Source organism: Dyadobacter sp. HNCC25DJ184 (genome assembly GCF_056895215.1).
Map to the genome: position 1 here is coordinate 490,695 of NZ_JBXHAQ010000001.1, position 19,687 is coordinate 510,381.

General features: G+C 43.6%; 11 protein-coding genes. 4 read left to right on the plus strand and 7 right to left on the minus strand.

What is annotated here, in order from left to right; all coding sequences use genetic code 11:
- Window positions 1–255: 255 nt before the first annotated feature.
- Window positions 256–1,956: a sodium:solute symporter family protein gene (locus AC1XUD_RS01920; protein WP_483359250.1), complete on the minus strand. Its 1,701-nt coding sequence runs from the start codon at window positions 1,954–1,956 to the stop codon at window positions 256–258.
- Window positions 1,953–2,096: a hypothetical protein gene (locus tag AC1XUD_RS01925; protein WP_483359251.1), complete on the minus strand. Its 144-nt coding sequence runs from the start codon at window positions 2,094–2,096 to the stop codon at window positions 1,953–1,955. Before AC1XUD_RS01925 ends, AC1XUD_RS01920 begins: the two co-directional genes overlap by 4 nt.
- Before the next feature lie 240 nt (window positions 2,097–2,336).
- On the opposite strand from AC1XUD_RS01925, the gene AC1XUD_RS01930 reads away from it, so the two are divergent.
- The 4 genes from AC1XUD_RS01930 (at window position 2,337) to AC1XUD_RS01945 (ending at window position 8,650) form a co-directional block, all read left to right on the plus strand.
- Window positions 2,337–4,076 carry an alpha-L-rhamnosidase-related protein gene (locus AC1XUD_RS01930; RefSeq protein ID WP_483359252.1) on the plus strand — a complete coding sequence of 580 codons (1,740 nt, stop codon included), beginning with the start codon at window positions 2,337–2,339 and terminating at the stop codon, window positions 4,074–4,076.
- Window positions 4,077–4,223: 147 nt separating this feature from the next.
- Window positions 4,224–5,198, plus strand: a complete 975-nt coding sequence (locus AC1XUD_RS01935; RefSeq protein WP_483359253.1) for a DUF3078 domain-containing protein — start codon at window positions 4,224–4,226, stop codon at window positions 5,196–5,198.
- A 459-nt stretch (window positions 5,199–5,657) separates the two neighbouring features.
- Window positions 5,658–7,364 carry an FAD-dependent oxidoreductase gene (locus AC1XUD_RS01940; protein WP_483359254.1) on the plus strand — a complete coding sequence of 569 codons (1,707 nt, stop codon included), beginning with the start codon at window positions 5,658–5,660 and terminating at the stop codon, window positions 7,362–7,364.
- 92 nt (window positions 7,365–7,456) lie between these two features.
- Window positions 7,457–8,650 (plus strand): ROK family transcriptional regulator, encoded by a 1,194-nt coding sequence (locus tag AC1XUD_RS01945; protein ID WP_483359255.1) that lies wholly within the window; start codon window positions 7,457–7,459, stop codon window positions 8,648–8,650.
- A gap of 481 nt (window positions 8,651–9,131) precedes the next feature.
- Here the strand turns inward: AC1XUD_RS01945 and AC1XUD_RS01950 are convergent, their stop codons facing one another.
- The 5 genes from AC1XUD_RS01950 to AC1XUD_RS01970 form a co-directional block, all read right to left on the minus strand.
- On the minus strand, window positions 9,132–12,917 hold the full coding sequence (locus AC1XUD_RS01950) for a metallophosphoesterase (RefSeq protein ID WP_483359256.1): 3,786 nt from the start codon (window positions 12,915–12,917) through the stop codon (window positions 9,132–9,134).
- A 62-nt stretch (window positions 12,918–12,979) separates the two neighbouring features.
- Window positions 12,980–13,834, minus strand: coding sequence for an SdiA-regulated domain-containing protein (locus tag AC1XUD_RS01955; RefSeq protein ID WP_483359257.1), 855 nt, complete (start codon window positions 13,832–13,834; stop codon window positions 12,980–12,982).
- Window positions 13,831–15,882 (minus strand): polyphosphate kinase 1, encoded by a 2,052-nt coding sequence (gene ppk1, locus AC1XUD_RS01960; protein WP_483359258.1) that lies wholly within the window; start codon window positions 15,880–15,882, stop codon window positions 13,831–13,833. The genes AC1XUD_RS01955 and ppk1 overlap by 4 nt, the downstream gene beginning before the upstream one ends.
- Window positions 15,883–15,890: 8 nt before the next feature.
- Complete coding sequence (locus AC1XUD_RS01965) at window positions 15,891–17,150, minus strand: Pycsar system effector family protein (RefSeq protein ID WP_483359259.1); 1,260 nt, start codon at window positions 17,148–17,150, stop codon at window positions 15,891–15,893.
- A 39-nt stretch (window positions 17,151–17,189) separates the two neighbouring features.
- On the minus strand, window positions 17,190–19,598 hold the full coding sequence (locus tag AC1XUD_RS01970) for a GAF domain-containing protein (protein WP_483359260.1): 2,409 nt from the start codon (window positions 19,596–19,598) through the stop codon (window positions 17,190–17,192).
- Window positions 19,599–19,687 lie beyond the last annotated feature (89 nt).

Consider the following 19,687-nt stretch of genomic DNA (forward strand, 5'->3'; position numbering starts at 1 on the left):
GGCAGAGCGGGAGCGATAATAACAAACCTGATAGTTTTCCCCCGTACTTGCAGATTGTATTTATAAAGGATTTTTAAGGTCGAATAGTTTCATTTCAGAGCTGAAATTTTTTATTTATCGACCTAAATCATTTGGAATATCATTGTCACCCGAAAACAATTTCAAAGCAATCTTGCTGATTTTGAAATGCTTAAAGAACGTGATATAAATAAGAGAAATATATCGCACTCCCAGTTTTACTCCAATCGTGCAGTGTTATGAATTTGCACTTTGAACTTTTTGAGGCCAGATATTTTCAATAATCCATGCGAACCCAATGACAAGAACGCACCCGATCAGGTTCAGCCAAAGAAACGCTGTGAGATCAATCCAATAGCAGATAATTACGAAAATTTCACCGATGATAGTTCCCCAAAATACGGCACGTCCGTTGATTTTCTTGAAATAAAAAGCTACCAAAAAGATTCCTAAAATTACCCCGTAAAACAGGGAACCAAGAATATTGACAGCCTCGATCATACTCCCAAGCCGGGAAGCGTATTGCGCCACTCCTACACAGAAAACGCCCCAGAAGAAAGTCGCCCAGCGCGATGAGCGCACGTAATCATACGCGTCGGAGTCCTTATTATAGATCCTTTTATATATATCCATAACCGTGCACGACGCCAGCGAGTTATATGCTGAAGCCACAGAACCCATCGAAGCCAACAATATCACAGCGATCAGTAAGCCTACCAAACCGACTGGCAGATAATCAATTACAAATTTTAGAAAGATATAGTTAACATCATTGACCTCCGATCCGGTAGCTTTTGATAATACCTTATCTGCTTCTTTTCTCACCGCCTTTACGTCATCTTCCAGCTTGGTCAGCGTTGTCCGTTCTTTTGCAATGACAATCTCGTCATCCTTTTGAACCGCATCCGTTAAAGCCAGTACGTGACCGTGCTTTTCATTTTGAATGGCCAGATGTTGTTTTTCAAGTGCCTTATATTCATTGGCATACTGTGATTTTTCGACACTATTAACCGCGTTTTGATTGAAATAGAGCGGTGGTGTTGTGAACTGGTAAAATGCAAAAACCAATACACCAACCAACAATATCAGGAACTGCATGGGTATTTTGAGTAACCCGTTCATCGCCAGTCCCAACTTGCTCTGACCTTCCGATTTTCCCGTCAAAAACCGCCCAACTTGCGACTGGTCTGTTCCGAAATAGGAGAGTTGGAGGAAAAAGCCACCGATCAGACCCGACCAGACATTATATCGATTGCTCAAATCAAAACTAAAATCGATCACATTTGTCTTACCCATTTTTCCTGCAACATGCAACGCGTCCGTGAAAGAGACGTTATCCGGAAGCATTTTCACAACCATAAATCCAGCCACAACCATCCCGACGGTAATAATCGCCATTTGTTGCATATGGGTATGGGAAACCGCTCGGGATCCTCCTGTAATGGTATATATTAAGACCAGTCCGCCGGATATAATGTTGGTCCAGGTGATGTTCCAACCCAAAATCGCGGACAATATCAGCGAAGGAGCATATATCGACAAGCCCGTCGAAAGTCCTCGTTGAAGAAGGAAAAGTCCTGAGGTTAGCGTCCGGGTTCGGAGATCAAATCGTTTTTCCAGGAACTCGTACGCCGTAAAAATCTTGAGACTATGAAACTTCGGCACAAAGGTGATACACAATACAACCATCGCCAGCGGCAATCCAAAGTAAAACTGGACAAACCGCATACCGTCGGTATATGCCTGTCCCGGAGCGGATAGAAAAGTGATGGCACTGGCCTGCGTTGCCATCAACGAAAGCGTCACGTGATACCACGGAAGGGATTGCCCCGCCAATAAAAATGAGTCGATCGTATGTTTTTCGCGGCTGCGATATACTCCGTAAGAAACTACAAAAATGATAGTGAGGGAAAGTACAATCCAGTCAAGATAGTTCATTGGAAATTTTTCATGAATAGATAAAAGAGGATGATAAGCGCGACCAGCGTAGCGATCAGTATGATATACAGCTGCTTCCAGGAATTTACAAATGGCGGCAGCCCGTCGCGGTCTGCAGGGAACTTATCATTTTCTTCCATGTAGGGTGAGTGGTGGTTACGGTCTCATGAAGGACAACAAAAATAGAACGGATTTGCTTGGCTTTTAGCATACCATAAGATAAAGATGAGGCACAAATACTACGTTTGACTGCATGCAATCGACAAACAACGGTTTTTTCGCGACGAATGACAGGATTGGGCAGGTTAGTTCTGATGTTGTGCATGCTTTTATTTGCAAATATTTTCCACCCCTAATCCCAGCTACCTGTGAACCGATTAATGCTGCTTGTTTTTTTACTGATTACCAGTTTTTTTGCTACTGCTCAAAAGCTTCCTCCTGCCTTTGGTGACGATATTCCTTTTCTGAAAGACTCCCGCACGCGGGCATATCTGGCGCCGCAACGCATCGTCTGGCAGTCGGACAGAACTGGCCAATATATCAAGGACGCCAGTAATTTGCTGAAGCAGGGCATAGGCCAGGCGGATTTGGTACATCGTAATTTTGCCGTTTTTTCCAGTAAGGACAATGAAAAACCGGGGATTGTTCTGGATTTTGGAAAAGAGATTCAGGGTGGTATTCAGCTAGTAACAGATCAGCCTGCAGACCATACCCCAATCCGTCTTCGTATTCGGTTCGGAGAATCAGTCAGTGAATGTATGTCGGATATCGATACCATCAGCGGTGCCACGAACGACCACGCCATGCGGGATTTTACAGTTCAGGTGCCTTGGCTGGGTACATTGCAGGTAGGCAGTTCTGGTTTCCGCTTTGTTAGAATTGACCTCGTAGACCCAGATCGTGAACTGCAATTAAAAGAAGCGAGAGCTATTTTTGAGTACCGCGATATACCATATCTGGGTTCTTTTAAATGTAATGATAACAGATTGAACGAAATTTGGAACACTGGTGCCTATACGGTTCATCTCAATATGCAGGAATATTTGTGGGATGGAATCAAACGTGACCGGCTCGTATGGGTGGGGGATATGCATCCTGAAGTGATGACGATCAATACGGTGTTTGGAAAAAATGAAGTGGTCGCGAAAAGTCTGGATCATGCGCGCGACATCACACCTTTGCCCGGTTGGATGAATGGAATTAGTGCATATTCTATGTGGTGGATTCTGATTCACAAGGATTTATATAAAAATCAGGGTGATCTGGAATACCTGCGCAAACAACAGCGATATCTGGTCGGGTTGCTGGAACAATTGATTGCGAAAATCGATGGCAATAAGGAAGTGCTCGACGGTACAAGGTTTCTTGACTGGCCTTCCAGCGAAAATGCGGAGGGTGTTCATGCTGGTTTGCAGGCCATGATGGTGATGTCGTTGGAAGCTGGGGCGGAGTTGTGTCAGATATTAGATGAACCTGCTGAAGCGATAAGATGTAAAGAGGCCGTAACTCGTTTGAAATTGTATATACCCGAAATGAATAACTCCAAGCAAGCGGCCGCGTTACTGTCGCTGGCTGGTATGGTTGATCCTGTAAAGGCAAATTCTGAGGTAATATCGCAAGGAGAGTGTGAGCGATTCTCGACTTTCTATGGATACTATATGTTGGAAGCCAAGGCAAAAGCTGGTGATTATCAGGGGGCTTTGACTTGTATTCGTAATTATTGGGGTGCGATGCTGGACATGGGCGCGACGACTTTCTGGGAAGATTTTGACCTGGCCTGGACTAAAAACGCTGCGCCGATTACCGATATCGTTCCCGACGGTAAAGATGATATCCATGGTGATTTCGGTGCATATTGCTACAAGAATTTGAGACATAGTCTTTGCCACGGGTGGGCTTCCGGACCAACAGCCTGGTTGTCGGAACATGTGTTGGGTGTGAGCGTTGTTGAACCGGGCTGCAAAACCATTCGTATCAAGCCAAATCTGGGAGATCTCACCTGGGCGGAGGGGACTTTCCCGACACCATACGGAGTCGTCAAAATTCGTCATGAAAAGCAGGCGAATGGAACCGTCGTTTCTAAAATTGATGCGCCTAAAGGAGTGAAGGTTTTGAAGTAATATCGGAAGAATCAAAAGCAAAAATTTTGCATTTTACTAGACTAAAATGCCATTGATTGAGTTATAATATCAAGTAATCTGGATTTTTCTCATAGTCATCTAGGGGCGTCCGGATTACTTTTTTGTTATAAGTGTCAGTAACTCAACATGAAATTCTTCCGGTCTATATCCTACACCCGTTTCAAATTATGCCTTTTGTTCTCTGTACATATGTTCTTTTCGGGAACTGCGTCCGTTGTTTTTGGGCAAAGTTACAGTGACGTTGCAAAAATAATCGACCTGACAAATTCGATTAACAAGGCTCGACTACAAGTTTCCTGCGACACGAACTGGCATAAAATTCAGATCGGTGCGAACGTAACTCAAGGGAGTTTTAGCACAAGTTGGCAGGGTGGTGGTGGAAGCACTGCAGGCCTTGCTGTTTTTGTTAATGCGCTTTTCGAGCAAAGGAAAGGGAAGTTGTCCTGGCGCCAGGATTTTCAGGCGCAATATGGTTTTTTGAAAAACCACAATCAGGGTTTCAGAAAAAGTCAGGATCGGATTTTTTATGACTTGAAGCACAGCTATCAGATGCACAAAAGCTGGATCTTTTTCGCAAATGCCAATTTTCAGTCGCAGTTGTCAAAAGGATATGACTATTCAATGGTCACAGATTCAACGCCTCAGCCAAGGCAGATTTCGGGTTTTCTTGCCCCGGCATATATCACCGAATCTATTGGTATAGAGTTCAAGCCGGCACCTTACTTTTTCGTAGATTTTTCTCCCGGGGCCTTCCGCCAAACCATTGTAATGAACAAAAATCTTTATATGAATACGCCTGACCAGTCTAATTATGGTGTGCTTTGGGGAAAAAGAATTCAATATGATGTGGCGTTGATGCAGCTCGTCGCAAACTTTGACAAGAATATCGCCCCGAAAGTGAATCTAAAATTCAGATACCAGTTTTTCTCCAATATCAAAGATCCACTGGACATCGACAGCCGTCTTGACGCCGCTATCACTGCCAAGGTGCACAAGCTGGTAAATGTTAATCTAAATGCAATCGTAGTATATAACGACAACCAAAGTACTGACATTCAGTATGCTCAAGGGTTGAATCTTGGGGTTGTCTATCAGTTCTAAACGCAGAGTTAAGGAGTGCAACGCGGAGTTCCGCAGCGTTGTTTTCCTTGGTGATGATGGTGTGTTTGGAGCTATCAATCCCTCGGGATTTTTTGAATAATGACCATTTGTTTTCTATAGTAGTGTTAGCCTTTCCAGGCTTCTTTGGCATATCTAGAAATAGTAAATGACATTTCAAAAATCCCGAAGGGATGAAACTATTATAGGTCAAGAAGAAAGGCGCAAGATGAATCCCGAAGGGATGAAATTATTCTCCATTATCATATAGCGTTTTGCATCTTCCATTTTAACTTCCTGTACTCCACGTAAAACTCCGCCTACCCTGCAAGAACCTATTGTTTTAATTAATAATTCTATTTATTAAGTTTGAAGCAGTAAATAATATTCTAAATTTACTGAAAGTAATTGGCTGTAAAACTATTGAGTCATTATCCCACTGGAATTGAAAAACTTATATAAATGAGAAGGAGACATTTTATTGAAAGCCTTAGTGTCGGAGGTTTATTGGCAGGAATGCCGTTGTTTACTTTCGGAGAATCCGCAGGTGTGCAAGCCCTGGAAAAGGCAAAAGAATTAAAAGCGGATGTGGTAATTGCAGGGGGTGGGCTAGGCGGTTGCGCCGCCGCACTGGCATCCCTCAGAAACGGGCTTTCTATGATATTAACTGAGGAAACGGATTGGATAGGAGGACAGGTTTCACAACAAGGAGTACCTCCCGACGAGCACCAGTGGATTGAAACGCACGGAGCTCCAGCCACTTATCGTCAATTCAGAAACGGTGTCAGAGATTATTATAAACGAAATTTTCCATTAACAGCCGATGCGAAATCGCGTCCTTTTCTCAACCCTGGTGATGGAATGGTATCCCGGTTGTGCCATGAACCAAGAGTTGCGGTTGCCGTGCTTTTGGAAATGTTGGCGCCGTATATCAGTAACGGTAAGTTGATATTGTTGACCGAATTTAAGTTTACAGCTGCGGATGTTTCAGGCACTCAGGTAAAATCGCTGAAAGGAAAAAAATCGATATCAGGGCAGGAGTTGCTATTGACAGCAAGCTATTTCGTCGACGCAACGGAAACTGGCGAACTGTTGCCGTTGACAGGAACAGAATATGTTTCCGGCGCTGAATCGAAGAAAGATACTGGCGAACTGCATGCCCCTGAAGTTGCCAATCTGCATAATAATCAGTCCTTTACGATGTGTTTTGCGATGGATTATGTGAAAGGCGAGAACCATGTAATTGAAAAGCCTGCGGATTATGCATTTTGGCAAAACCTGGTTCCACAAATGAAAAATCCATGGTCCGGGAGGCTGCTGGATTTGGCATATTCCGATCCTAAAACATTGAAAAAAAAGATGCTGGGCTTTCATCCTGAAGGTGTGAAAACGGGAGACAGCCTTAATCTTTGGAATTATAGAAAGATCATTAACAAGGATAACTTCCTGCCGGGTACCTATGCGGGTGATATCACGGTTGTTAACTGGCCCCAAAACGACTACTTTTTGGGAGATATATTGGACGTTTCGGAAAAGGAGTTCAAAAAGCATGTCAATAGTGCCAAGCAATTGAGCTTGTCGTTTTTATATTGGTTACAGACGGAGGCTCCCCGACCAGACGGAGGTGCGGGATGGCAAGGTTTAAGATTGCGAAAAGACATAATGGGAACCGACGACGGGCTTGCCAAGTATCCATATATCCGCGAGTCCCGGAGGATAAAACCAGTATTCCGGATTTTGGAAGAGCATGTGGGAGCTGATAACCGGAAGATGTTAACGGGCGACAAGAATCCGTTAAAAGCGGCTGATTTTAAAGATAGTGTGGGTGTTGGATATTACCATATTGATTTACACCCAAGTTCAGGTGGAGACAACTATATTGATTTTGCATCACTGCCATTTCAAATTCCGATGGGCGCTCTGATACCGCAGCGAATGGATAACCTGTTGCCGGCCAACAAAAATATCGGGACGACTCATATCACCAATGGCTGTTATCGCCTGCATCCAGTTGAATGGAGTATTGGCGAAGCGGTGGGTATGTTGGTGGCGACGGCTGTGAAAAGCAAGACGATTCCGAGAGGCATTCATTCGGACGCGAACAAACTAGCCGATTTTCAGAAGATGATTATATCACAGGGGGTGGAGACGCATTGGAAAGAGGTATAAGGATTTCAGCTTGACTGCATTAAATTGCCCGTTTGATAGTGAAAGCAAGCCTGAATTTTAAAAACTGAATATCCAATTTTTGACAGACTATTATGAGTATACTTGGCGTAACCAACCGGCAAAATCATTTAAAGCGTTCGGTTTTGGGCTATTTTGCCACTTCCGGTAACACCACCATTCCCGATCTGGCACGAGAACTGGTGATCAGCGTTCCGAAAATTACGTCGCTCATCAGTGAGTTGATACAGGAAGGTTTGATCCAGGACTTTGGAAAAATTGAATCGACCGGTGGACGTAAGCCCTCGCTATATGGTCTGATAGGAGACTCGGCATTTTTCATTGGCGTTGAAGTGAAGCACGACCAAATCAATATAGGAGCCACAAACTTGAAGAGTGAGCTGATCAAAGTATCGGAAAAGCTTCCGTTTGACTTGAACAATACGAGTGATTCGCTCGATATCCTTTGTGAATATATTTCATTCTTCATCAAGGAATTAGGGGTAAGTCAGAACAAGGTATTGGGTATTGGCATTAATCTTACGGGTCGGATCAACTATAAAACGGGGCATAGCTACTCCTATTTTTATTTTGAAGAAAAACCGCTGAGCGAGATCATCGAAAGCAAAATTGGTATTCCTGTTTTTCTGGAAAACGACACAAGGGCAATGGCTTATGGCGAGTTTTCTACCGGCGTTGTCAAAGGCGAACGCAACGTGTTATTCCTGAACCTGGACTTTGGAATCGCAGTCGGGATATTGGTTGATGGCAATATCTATTATGGAAAGTCTGGCTATGCTGGCGAATTCGGCCATATGCCAATGTTTGACAATGAGATAATATGCCATTGCGGGAAAAAAGGGTGCATGGAAACGGAGGCTTCGGGCTGGGCTTTGGCGCGTATGTTTCGGGAGAAAATTGATGAAGGATCTTCGTCGGTAATTACGCAGGCTGGTATTGCACCCGAAGATGTAAAAATGGAGCATATCATCCAGGCTGTTCATGATGACGATGTGCTTTCTATCGAATTGATCGAAAAAATTGGAGAACGAATCGGACGCGGTATAGCGCTGCTAATCAATATCTTCAATCCGGAGCTTATTATTTTGGGAGGAAGGATCTCATCAACAGGTGACTATCTGCGCTTGCCGGTCATGACGGCCATCAATAAATACTCACTCAGCCTGGTGAACAACGACAGCAAGTTGGAAATGTCGAAACTCGGTGACCGGGCTGGGATTATTGGTGCGTGCATATTAGTGAGAAATCGGGTGTTGCATTTGAAGTGAGGTTTCCTTCGAAGATAATTCAGCAACAGATGACTTTGACCATATACCCGAATTTCTTCCCGACCCTTATACTTTCAGCAATTTTCTCATCCTTCATAAATCCGGCCTTAGATAGACTGAATGAGCAATGATTTTTGAAATTGCCCAACATATATAAGTAATCACCTTTATATGATTAATGCGGTGTTCCTCACTTAATATCCTCTCAAACATCAGGGCATGTTTCCAGGATAATGGCCCCTAGATATTCCAAAATTAGCTTTGCAAACTCTTCTGATTTCTCGATATATAGGTCTACTTTTTTTGTTTTGGTTGTTCATGGTGTGTGAGTTGGTTTGATTCAAGTCCAGTTGATATATCAATGGTCAAAATGTAATGGACTTTCTACCTGAACGTGCCATTACATTGAATTCAGCGAAACTCCGCGCCCAACACTGGGCGTGCCCCTCCCATAACTCAGCGTTTAAAAAACAACTCATCACTAAAACCAATACCCCAATTGAAACGAAATCCGGGGCTTTTCCTCATTCCTTTCTTTCGGAATAAATGCACCGACAGCAAGCGTAAGTATATCTACCGGAGCAAACCAAACGCCGCCGCCGTAGTTGAAGTGCCAGTTTTTTGAAGGGTATTCCTCAAGCCACACGCGACCATAATCGAAGCTTCCGAAAAGGCCGTAGGTGAGGGGTAAAGTCGGGTTGTAGCTGCTTCCCAGGCGAAGTCGCAAATCTGTGTCGTGCCACAAAGAGCTCTTTCCGTAAAATCTTTCCGTACGGTATCCTCTTAAACCTTGTTTGCCACCCAGTGTTGGCATTTGGAAAAATTCAAATCCTTTTCCAAAATTTAATCCAGTGCCGATTTGGGTAGCGAGGATCAGATTTTCTTTGCTGTCGAGTGCGATGTAATAGGAAAATTGAGCACGGAGCGAGGTGAAATCTTCGTTGGTTTCCAAATGTTTGGTCCAAGCTGCTTCTGTCCGGAATTTGATACCAGCGTGTGGGGAAAACAGATTATCGACGCTGTTGAAGTCAAAGAGAAATTTAGCACCAGTGAAAAATTTGGACTCATATACATCACCTTTCAAACCGTTTTCGGGTGAAGTGATGTACCTTCCTGAGGTCGCCTCCAGATCAGTGTACTGTGCAAATGGGCCTAATGTCATAAAACCACTTGTGCCTGCAAATCGCTTTTTAATGGCGGGATATATATATACCGAGCTTTGATGCGCACGGTAATAGTTGGGATCGTCGACGGGACGAACCGATTCGTTGCCCAAACCGGCGTAGTTGAATGTAAACGACGGACCGTGGTAATAGCTATCGAGATAAAAATCAAAAGCCTTAAATGCATTGATAAAATCCCCGGTATAATTGATTCGAAAGGCCCTTGTGCCAAACGAATATGCACCCCCAAAAATCTGACGGGAAGCATATGGCTCTTTTTTAAACCCATATTTGATATAGTTGGCGTTCGCCCCGATCACTACTCCGTCGTCCGGGTTGTATCCGACGATCGGCAAAGGCATCGTGATATCGTAATTGCTATCTGTACTCCGTCGATCATATACATTGAAACGATATAGATTCGTACGCTTGTCTTTGGTGTCAGGCCCTTTTTGAATCGTATTTTTTCCTAAGTCGTCATATACAAAGGCCTTTCCACCAGGTGATTGTACGTTCGAGCTATCGACGAAAACATCTTTTCCCAACCCACCGATCATGCGGATTTTGGTGCTTTTATTGACGTCACCTTTAACCAAAAACTCATCATCATCCCCATTGCCGTAAAGGTTCACGGAATTGGTTAATTTGTTTTCAAAAACGCGTTGAAAATGAGTCGATTTGATATTCCCTTTCTTCGAAATCTCGTATACCGTTACCTTCGTATGCTGATTGTCAATTCGTTCTACGACAAATCGCTCTTTTTCCTCTGTTCCTATCACATTCACTGTTTTGCTCAAAAACTCATAGTGCTCACGGGCGAGTGTTTTCAGTTTGTCTCTTCTGGACTTTATACTTTTGATCAGAAACGGAGCGGCCATTTTCCTTGCTTCGGCCGGCCATTTTTCAAAGGATTTTTCAATGTCTTCGTCGGTCAAATTTTGCTGTACGAAATCGATTTCTTTTTCCCACGCAGCCCAATCCAGACTATTTAAAAATGTCCTGTCATAAAGCCGGGCGCTCCATGTATTCCATTTCATGTTCTTAACGTCGGGATTGAAACTCTGAAGCTGGCGCAAAAATGGCATGGTAAAATGCGCTACAGAAACGACCAGACCGTCGTAATCCGAGAACGCCTGATCGCGGTCGCGCGGGATGGGGCGATGGAGCTTTGTGCCGTCCTTCTGTTTAAGAACAGACCACGCCCACTGGTCATCGTGCCGGTCCCAGTCGCCTACCAGAAAGTCCAGCAATCGGGTTCGTAATGCCCACGGCTCGTCTATCTTGGTATCCGGGCTGTCCAGCATTTCTTCCACCAAATCAGGAGTTTTAGTGATCTTGTCCGGATTTCCGAAGAAAGCTGCATCCTTCCAGACTTTTCCGTCTGGTCGTTCTTCAAAAAGATTCATCGTACCACCAAAAATGGAATTGAATGATCCCAACCCCGGCTGGGCAGGGACATAAACCAGCGAGGGATTGGTATGATATACGCTGATCGCATCGGCTAACACCGGCATGTTCAGCGGAGCGAATGGATTGGTTGACAGGAAGTTGTCTTCGGCGATATATTGCGCTGCGATCATCTTATTGAAAGGAAACGGCAGGAAGCGCGAAACGTCTTTGGTCAACCCCCGTAATACATATTCCCTGCCGTCTTTGGCTTCAAGTCTCAATGAATTGGTCTGGTTTCCGCCGCCTTGTTTGGTGGCCACTAAACCACCTTTGGCCTTTGCAAGATCCAGCACCGGGAAGTAATATTTGGGGATATACAAAGGGCGGTTGTGCTCTCCCAAAAAGAATTTATGAAAGCCACCAACTGCCTTCGTTTCCTTGGTTACATATTGCAGAACAGAATCCTTTTTTTGTTCATATTCCGCGAAACTGATCGTACTGTCGACAGGGGGAAGGGGCGGTTTTTTGTCTATTTTTTTCTGGTAAATGATCTCGGCCGACTTTCCATCAGGACTCACTTTCCAATATTTTACCCAGGTTTCGCCACCTTCGTAAAAGCTCAACGTGCTGAATCCTAAATCAGTAGTCGCGAATTGGGAACCCTTACCCATTCCAACCGGACTGTTTTTCGAACCGCTGCCACTTACAATGAATTCCTGTTCATCATTTTCAATAAACTGGAGCGTATGCTCATGTCCGCTGGCGAAAATGAAATTTCCGTTTTTCTTCGCACCGGCTAAAATCACTTTCCGCAAGTCTTTGTAATGCCTGTTAGCGATATCCTGGCGTGAGCCAATCGTTCCTCTGAAAACAGCACTCAACGTTCCTATAACCGGTAGCGGAATCCACAATTTCGGATTCATTTCAGTCAATGGGAACAGGTGCTGTTTGGCTGTATATTTACCTCCATGCGGACCATAGGTATAAGAAGGATGGTGCATAGCGATCACCACATTTTTGTTCCGGTATTTCCGGATCACATTTTCAAAAACAAACCCGAACTGTTCTCTGTTTTTAATCTCGCATCCCTCGTTGATTCTCGAATCTTTGTCCCAATCAGTAAGCCACCACTGCGAATCTACCACGATAACTACCACATTATCATTTAGTTCTACGACTTCCGGTCCGGAGCAGCCATCTTTAGGTAAGAAATAGTCTTCATATTGTTCCTTGTCTTTAACTCCCCGGTTTCCATTGAGATATTTCTGGATATACTTTTCCTGCCGTTTCAATCCTTTAACGCCCCACCCACGCCAGTCGTGATTACCGGGCATAAAAATCGGCCTTCCTTTAAAATCTTTCAGGGTTTCAAGTTGGGAATCAATACGGTATTCCGCGACTTTCCGTTTCGCGCTGTCCTCGGCTGGCGGCATGCCATATTCGTAGATATTGTCGCCCATGAAAAGTGCAGAGCTGGCTTTCGGCTCCGTTGCCAATTTCATTTTTAGATATTCAAGGACGGGCGCTGGATGTTCCGGAGAATCGTTTCCGGCGTCGCCAATGAGATACATGGTGTGCTTTAAAACCAGTTTGGGGTCCGGGGATTCTGACTGCCAGTTTTTTGCTTCTTTCGAATACTGAGTTTTATAACTGGCACATGACCAGATGGATATGGTGGTGGCTGCGAATAGTAAAATCTGTAAAAGTATCTTCATCGGAGTGTCAGATCTGGCAGGCAATACTGTTGTATTGGAGCGGAGTCGTGCGTTTTCGTTAATTATTTGAGCCTCAGAAATTTCAGGATATTCCCTTCCGAAATATCATCCCCCTCGTTGGAAATGTATAAGTTCCCCAATTTGTCAAAAGCGATACCTTCTGGCTGCGTGAAGGCTCCGCCACCTAAATGATATGCTCCTTTAACCTTCCAGTTTTTATCAGTTACCACCAGTAATTTGCTTACGGCCGAAATGATATACCATTCGTTTGAAATGGGGTTAAGAGCAATACCCGACGGCTTGAACACTTTCCCTGACTTTTTGTTAAAAGCTTCTATTTCCTCAACATTGATACTGAAAGTCTGCACAGTGGATAGGTTAGCCTCAGGGTTTAGCACAAACCCACTTACCAGTTTTTTTGAATTATCGTCAGCGCAATTTTTACATACGACGAAAATTTGTCCTGATTTCTCGTCGCCAAACATGCCTTCATATTCTCCTTTGGGTAAGATTTTGTCAAACTCTTTTACTTCAGCCGGCTCATCTGAGGTAGCCTGAGTCAAAGGAAAAGAAAAAATATTGCCATTACTTTTTAGAATATATACTTGATCGCGAATGATACTTACATCCTCATAATCACCTTTTTTACCAAATTTGGTATGGTATTGCGTCTTGACATTCCATGGTAACCTGAACAACTTCCCTTCTTCGTCCTGAACTGCATATATGGTGTCGTTCTTCCCCCGATTGAAAGTAATTCCTGAGATTTCAAACAAGCTTTCAGGCATATTAAATTCGTCGGGTTTGCTCAAGTCATATTCCTTCAGCTCCTTTTCCTGCTCCTGGCTTTTTGGGTTACAGGACGCGCCGACCGTGCTGATTATCAATATTATAAGGGCTGTGTAAATTGCTTTCATAAAGTTGTGGTCGAGAGTTCGTGATGGCATGACCGTGCAATTTCCTTGAGGTAATCATAAATCGCCTCTTGAGAACGGATGCGCTCATTGCTGTTGTCAATGTGCTCATTTTCAAGTTGTTCATTGATATAAACAGCTTTTACATTGTCTGCCCATTGTAGCTCGAGGATATGCTTAACCTGGATTTTCAGGTTTTCCTGATAAACGGGGAAACAAACTTCGATGCGGTGATATATATTTCGGTTCATCCAGTCGGCGGAGCCCATAAATACTTCCGGTTGACCACCATTTTCAAATATAAAAACCCGGCCATGTTCCAGATAACGATCCACAATACGTTTGATAGAAATGTTCTCACTTTGGCCCGGAACACCTGGGATTAAACGGCATATACTTCTGACAATCAGTCGGATGTTGACGCCGGCGCCGGATGCTTCATAGAGCTTCTGTATCAGCGTTTCCTCTTCTAAATTGTTTAATTTGATGAATATACCCGCTGGCTTTCCGTTTTTGGCGTTCTCGATTTCCCGATCAATGAGCTCCGAGAAACGGCTGTGAAGATTAAACTGAGCAACCAACAATTGATCGAAATTCAGTTCTTTGGTATCCTGGTTTTTTTTCTTTTGAGCCAGGAAGTTGAACAGATTTTTAGATTCCTGCAGCATACCTTGCGCGGAGGTCAACAATATATGATCAGTATAGAATCGGGCGGTAGTTTCGTTGAGATTTCCGGTTGCAAAAAGCCCGATATACTTCGTTTTGTGATTCCTTCTTTTGACCAAAGCAAGCTTTGCATGGACTTTCAGCGTGGTAGCACTATATATGATTTTGACACCAGCGGCCTTCATTTTCTTGGCCCAATTAATATTGTTGGCCTCGTCAAATCGTGCTTTGAGTTCTATTAACGCGGTCACTTTTTTACCATTTTTGGCTGCACTGATCAACGCGTGTCCAATACGTGAATCACTCGCGACGCGATATAGAGTTGTATATATCTCTGATACTGAGCTATCTATCGCCGCTTCATTGAAAAAACGAAGAATGGTATCGTAATTTTGATAGGGGGTGTGCACCATGATATCCGATGCCTCCATGGCTTCAAAAAGCGTCTGTCTACCGGGAGAAAAATCAGGGCATCCGACAGCCGGCCAGGATGGATAGGTCATCGCAGGAATATTAGCGGGAAATGAGGCAAGATCTTTCAGGTTGTGATATCGGCCACCTTCAACCTGCGAAGCTTTGTGCAAATTCAGAATGCTGGTTACAAAAAGCAGGTGTCGGGTCGGAAAACCCGGTTCATATAAAAATCGGCTGGCAAATCCGTAGTCGCGCGACTTCAATTGTTCTTCGATATTTTTTGCCATAACATCGTCATCGTCCGCATCTAAGAGATAAAGCTCCGCATCGCGCGTGATCTTTATATTATATGATTTGATCTCGATTGCATCCTGAAAGATAAACGGCAGGCAATGGCGAATGATATCCTCCAAAAAGAGAATATGGGTACCTTTTTTGCCAGGAAAAGTCACGAATCTTTTCAATTCGTTGCTCGGAATATTAACCAAACACACCTGCTCACCTTCAGGCTTCTGAACAATGGCAATCAGATACAACTGATTGTTTTCGGGAAAGAAACGACAATTGGCGTCCAGGACAATTGGCTGCAGAAAACCTGCAATATGCGTAAAAAAGTAGTTTTCAATCAGTGGAATGATCGGCTCGGGTATTGGTTCATTATAGTAAAAATGAAAACCGTTCTCCATCAATTCTGGGAGAATCTGCTCTCTCAATATTCGTCCATACCGATTTTGCTGTCCATTCACGATTCTGGCAGCTTCCAGATATGCTTCCGGATTTCTTTGTTCCGTCTGCATTCTTTGAAGAACCGGCATGCGAACCCGATAAAACTCATCCAGATTGGAAGAATAAATGGACAGGAATTTTATTTTTTCAATGAGTGGTACACTGTCGTCGGCAGCCTCGGATAAGAGCCGCTCATTGAACGACAACCAACTAATATCGCGATTAAAGAAGAGTTTTCCGTCCATTCCGGTTTTCAATATGGTCCAAAAAACAGAGATGCGATCACAAAGGATATTACGGAAGCGACGATGCCAAACATAAAAACGTTATAGGCGATACGCAGCAAACGGTATTTTCTTCCGAGCACCACGCCCTGACTGTAAACATCTTTGGTAAGGCTACCATATAGAAAGTCGCGGTCGGCCATCATCGCCTTCATTCCGTTTGAATAATCGGTGAATGGCATGCGATAAAAATTACCGAAAAACAGCAAGTTTACATTCTTGTTCTCGATCTCTTCTTCGGTAAAAACGCCCCGCGGGATAGTAGGACGCGTAGCGAGGATTGAAAAAACCATCGTAATCACGCATATGGTGAGTAAAAGGGTCGTGGGTATGATCAGATAGGAATTGTCTTCCAGCTTTCTGATCAGAATACTAAGGAGAACCGATATAATAATGGAAGTGGTTGTGATCATGATATGTGCTTTATTGTCAGCCATATCACTCAACCGCTGGTGATTGTTGGAGCTGATCCGAAACATGGTCTCGATCCCCTTTTCAGGCCTATCCGATTTGTCCTTTTTCCCTTCTGACTTAATTTCTGACTTGCTCTCTGATTTCACTTCAGATTTACCCTCATGCGTGTGTTCTTTCACGGGTTCCGCCACTACCTCAACCTGTTTATTTTCAGGGGCTTTCTGCGCCTTTTCTTTGAGCTTTGCTATGTTTTTTTCCTTGGTCGGCGTTAAAATGGTCCGGCAATAATCTGTATGATAACTATGCTTTTCCATCATCAAAATCGTCTTTTCCCGCCACTTGTCTTTATCGATCTCCATTCCGAGGCGAACTTCCATTTCCTTTCTGACGAGCTTGTTCTTCTTTGAAAAATCGTCTGTTCCAAAATGGAAAAGGTCCGCATCGCCGACGATCTGTTCCAACAAATTTTTTGGGCTTTGTGGAATATGGGTAGCCAATATACAACCTCTCACGGCCTCAATCGTTTCATTATCAATACCATCCTGAGCCAAATATTCCGCGGCCAGATCAGCACCTCTTTCTTCATGGCGTAATGCGGGTCCGTTGTAATATCCCGTGTCATGAAACCACGCAGCAGTACCTACAATGAAAGAATCACGGTCATCGAGTCCATAATGGTTCGCAATTTTCGCGGCGCTGGAGACCACGAATTCAGTGTGGGCCAGGTTGTGATAAATGAGTGGAGTAACGTCCTTGTTTGCGAAAAACTGTTGTATATGATTTCTGACTTTGTCGAGCCGGTGATTATATTTCATAGAAACCAGGATATTAATTGCACTTTGTTTAGTTAAATATTAGTTCCACTGGGTATTCAGATTGACGCCGATTCTCAAAGCTTTCAGGCCTGTAATGCCTTGGAGATCCTCAAGATCCAGGTATTCCAGATCGTCCAGCAGTGTGTTTTGCTCTTGTAAATATCTTATAAAGTCCACATACTCTTCCACCGCTTTACTATTGAAATAGATCAGCGCAATTTTGCCTGGTTGTGTCAGTCTCTCGTCCGTGCCTTTGATATGCACCTTGTCGATCCGCTTTTTAATGATCTGATACCGGATATTGTAAGAGCCTTCTACGTCAAAACGTCGCTCGTCGTCACGGAAACTGATATCTATGCTATTCGCGTGGATAAATATAAGCTGTGTTGTCAAAAGTGGCTTTTCCATTTGGGGGATAAGCGAGTCGGTAATCCGTGCAATCGCAGCCATGGATGTCAGCTGCCAAAGACGTATATTCTTTAAATACAGCTGGTTAAATGGCTTGTCGGGCTGAATTGACTGGCCGATATAGATATCATATTCAACACCGTCCGTTCTGAATTTCTCAAAATAGGTTGGATAGGATGTTTGGATTTCGTTTTTGAAAAGATCAAGGTACAGGTTAACCGCCGAGTTTACTTTTTGCATCGACAACTCGAGCGCACGTCTTTGTGCATACGCTTCACCCGTTTCTTCGTCCGTGATTTCCAGATAACGGTCTATCGCATCTACAACCACGTCGGAGGTTTCTTCAACAGGCCCTCTGTCGAGTACCGCTAACTTTGCAAGTGCCTGATTCTCTTTAAAATGTATCAGAAATGGGTGAACTTCAAGATCGAGAAATTCGCGAACCTTAAGTTCGTCATTGTCCATTCTGTTTTCATTGATTTTCGCAAGCCATTTTTTGCATTTGAAAACCATTTCGTCGGCCAGGGTAAAGCCCAGCTCTTTTTTCAGAATGGCAAAAGTCTCAATCAATACTTCAAATTGCAGTTTCAGGTCTACCTGTAGCGCCAGGTTTCGCTCAATTGTTGAGTTTCGGATATCGACTGCACCGTAAAGAGGGTATACGTTTTTGAAATTGATACTCTCAATGGTGGCCGTTTTGGGTGTCAACGTTTTATCCCGAAGGTAATGCCACGCCACCTCCTTAAATTTCCACTGCACTGCTGGCTGTATGGAAGTGAATTTTTCCTTCACCACATTTTCCAGCGAAGCATGAAAATCTTCAATATTGATCGTCAATACTTGTTCGATAAACGGCAATGCTGGCGCGACAGCAGCAAGTGTCTTTTCGTCCAGTACATCGGCTTCCGTTGCATATAGCTCAAGAATACCCATCATCTTATTTTCCCGAAAGATGGGTAGCAGGGCATAAGATTTGACGCCGTCGTTTTTCAGAATACGGATGAAGTCATGTTTCACATCTTCTTCCGTGAAGCTGCTCATGAAAATCACCTTCGGATTCTTGTAATACTCTTCCGCCAACGATAAATATGCACTTTCAGATAGGTTGTCCTCGAGCGCCGCGTCGACCAGTTTGCTGTGCAGGATCGTACTTTTATTGAAGATCAGCTTATTGTTTACTTTCAGCATGGGCATCAATCCAAATTCCACTTTCGGATTTTGAACCATCATTTTCAGTGATTCTGAAAGTTTGCCGTAATATGCCTTCGAATTATAGGTATTCCTGTTAAGGATAATATTCTTTAGATTTTCGACAGCACTTTCCGTCGTCACATCGGTGAGGGTTACGATAGAAAAACCTTCAAATCGAAAGAGCGAAAGTGGCAGAATACTACTCAAAAACTCAACATCCAGACTTTCCTGTAATTTCCTGCGAACAAGTTCAAGATCGAGAACAGGTAATTCCCCTTTTGGAAATACCGAAGCAAAGCTGTTGTCGACATTCAGGCGGAAATATTTATTAAGTCCGGGTACGTCAGACTGCATATCAACAATCATATCATACTTATGAATAATCGGAAATTCGTACAACTCTTCCAGTATAAACGAATAGATCGATTGCAGTTTTTCTTTAACCGAAAATGCACTGGTATGCAGCAAACCGCATTGAACCGAGTTCACGTCAATGCAGGCGGCCAAATTATAGAATGCGGGCGTACCAAAAAACAACTCGGGACGGAGTGGCGTACTCAATGCCCAAAGAAGTTTTGTCTCATCGGTGATGAGCGGGGTGATGGTGTTAAATATCAGATTGAGCTGCTCTTCATAGTTTGATACCTCGTTAAGTAGTATGTTCTCCAGGAATTTCGGATCCTGCACCAGCTTATTATAGGTATCTTCAAACAGTGATTTTCGCAGGCTGTTGACGGTTTCTTTTTTTTCGGCAAGGTAAGCGATGTATTTTCTGAACGAAATGTCAGATTCAACGGCCAGGGTTTCAAGTTTTGAACTGCCGGCTACATCCAGTATTATTGACTTCATCGATTTTGAGTTCTTCTTTTTGCCAGGTGGTAAGTTACTAAATATTGAGAAGTGTATTTATCATTTTGTCAGTTAATACACTTATCCAC

Coding starts and splice junctions, on each gene's coding strand:
- AC1XUD_RS01920 (WP_483359250.1), bottom strand. CDS start 1,956: ATGAACTATCTTGACTGGATTGTACTTTCCCTCACTATCATTTTTGTA.
- AC1XUD_RS01925 (WP_483359251.1), bottom strand. CDS start 2,096: ATGGAAGAAAATGATAAGTTCCCTGCAGACCGCGACGGGCTGCCGCCA.
- AC1XUD_RS01930 (WP_483359252.1), top strand. CDS start 2,337: ATGCTGCTTGTTTTTTTACTGATTACCAGTTTTTTTGCTACTGCTCAA.
- AC1XUD_RS01935 (WP_483359253.1), top strand. CDS start 4,224: ATGAAATTCTTCCGGTCTATATCCTACACCCGTTTCAAATTATGCCTT.
- AC1XUD_RS01940 (WP_483359254.1), top strand. CDS start 5,658: ATGAGAAGGAGACATTTTATTGAAAGCCTTAGTGTCGGAGGTTTATTG.
- AC1XUD_RS01945 (WP_483359255.1), top strand. CDS start 7,457: ATGAGTATACTTGGCGTAACCAACCGGCAAAATCATTTAAAGCGTTCG.
- AC1XUD_RS01950 (WP_483359256.1), bottom strand. CDS start 12,917: ATGAAGATACTTTTACAGATTTTACTATTCGCAGCCACCACCATATCC.
- AC1XUD_RS01955 (WP_483359257.1), bottom strand. CDS start 13,834: ATGAAAGCAATTTACACAGCCCTTATAATATTGATAATCAGCACGGTC.
- ppk1 (WP_483359258.1), bottom strand. CDS start 15,882: ATGGACGGAAAACTCTTCTTTAATCGCGATATTAGTTGGTTGTCGTTC.
- AC1XUD_RS01965 (WP_483359259.1), bottom strand. CDS start 17,150: ATGAAATATAATCACCGGCTCGACAAAGTCAGAAATCATATACAACAG.
- AC1XUD_RS01970 (WP_483359260.1), bottom strand. CDS start 19,598: ATGAAGTCAATAATACTGGATGTAGCCGGCAGTTCAAAACTTGAAACC.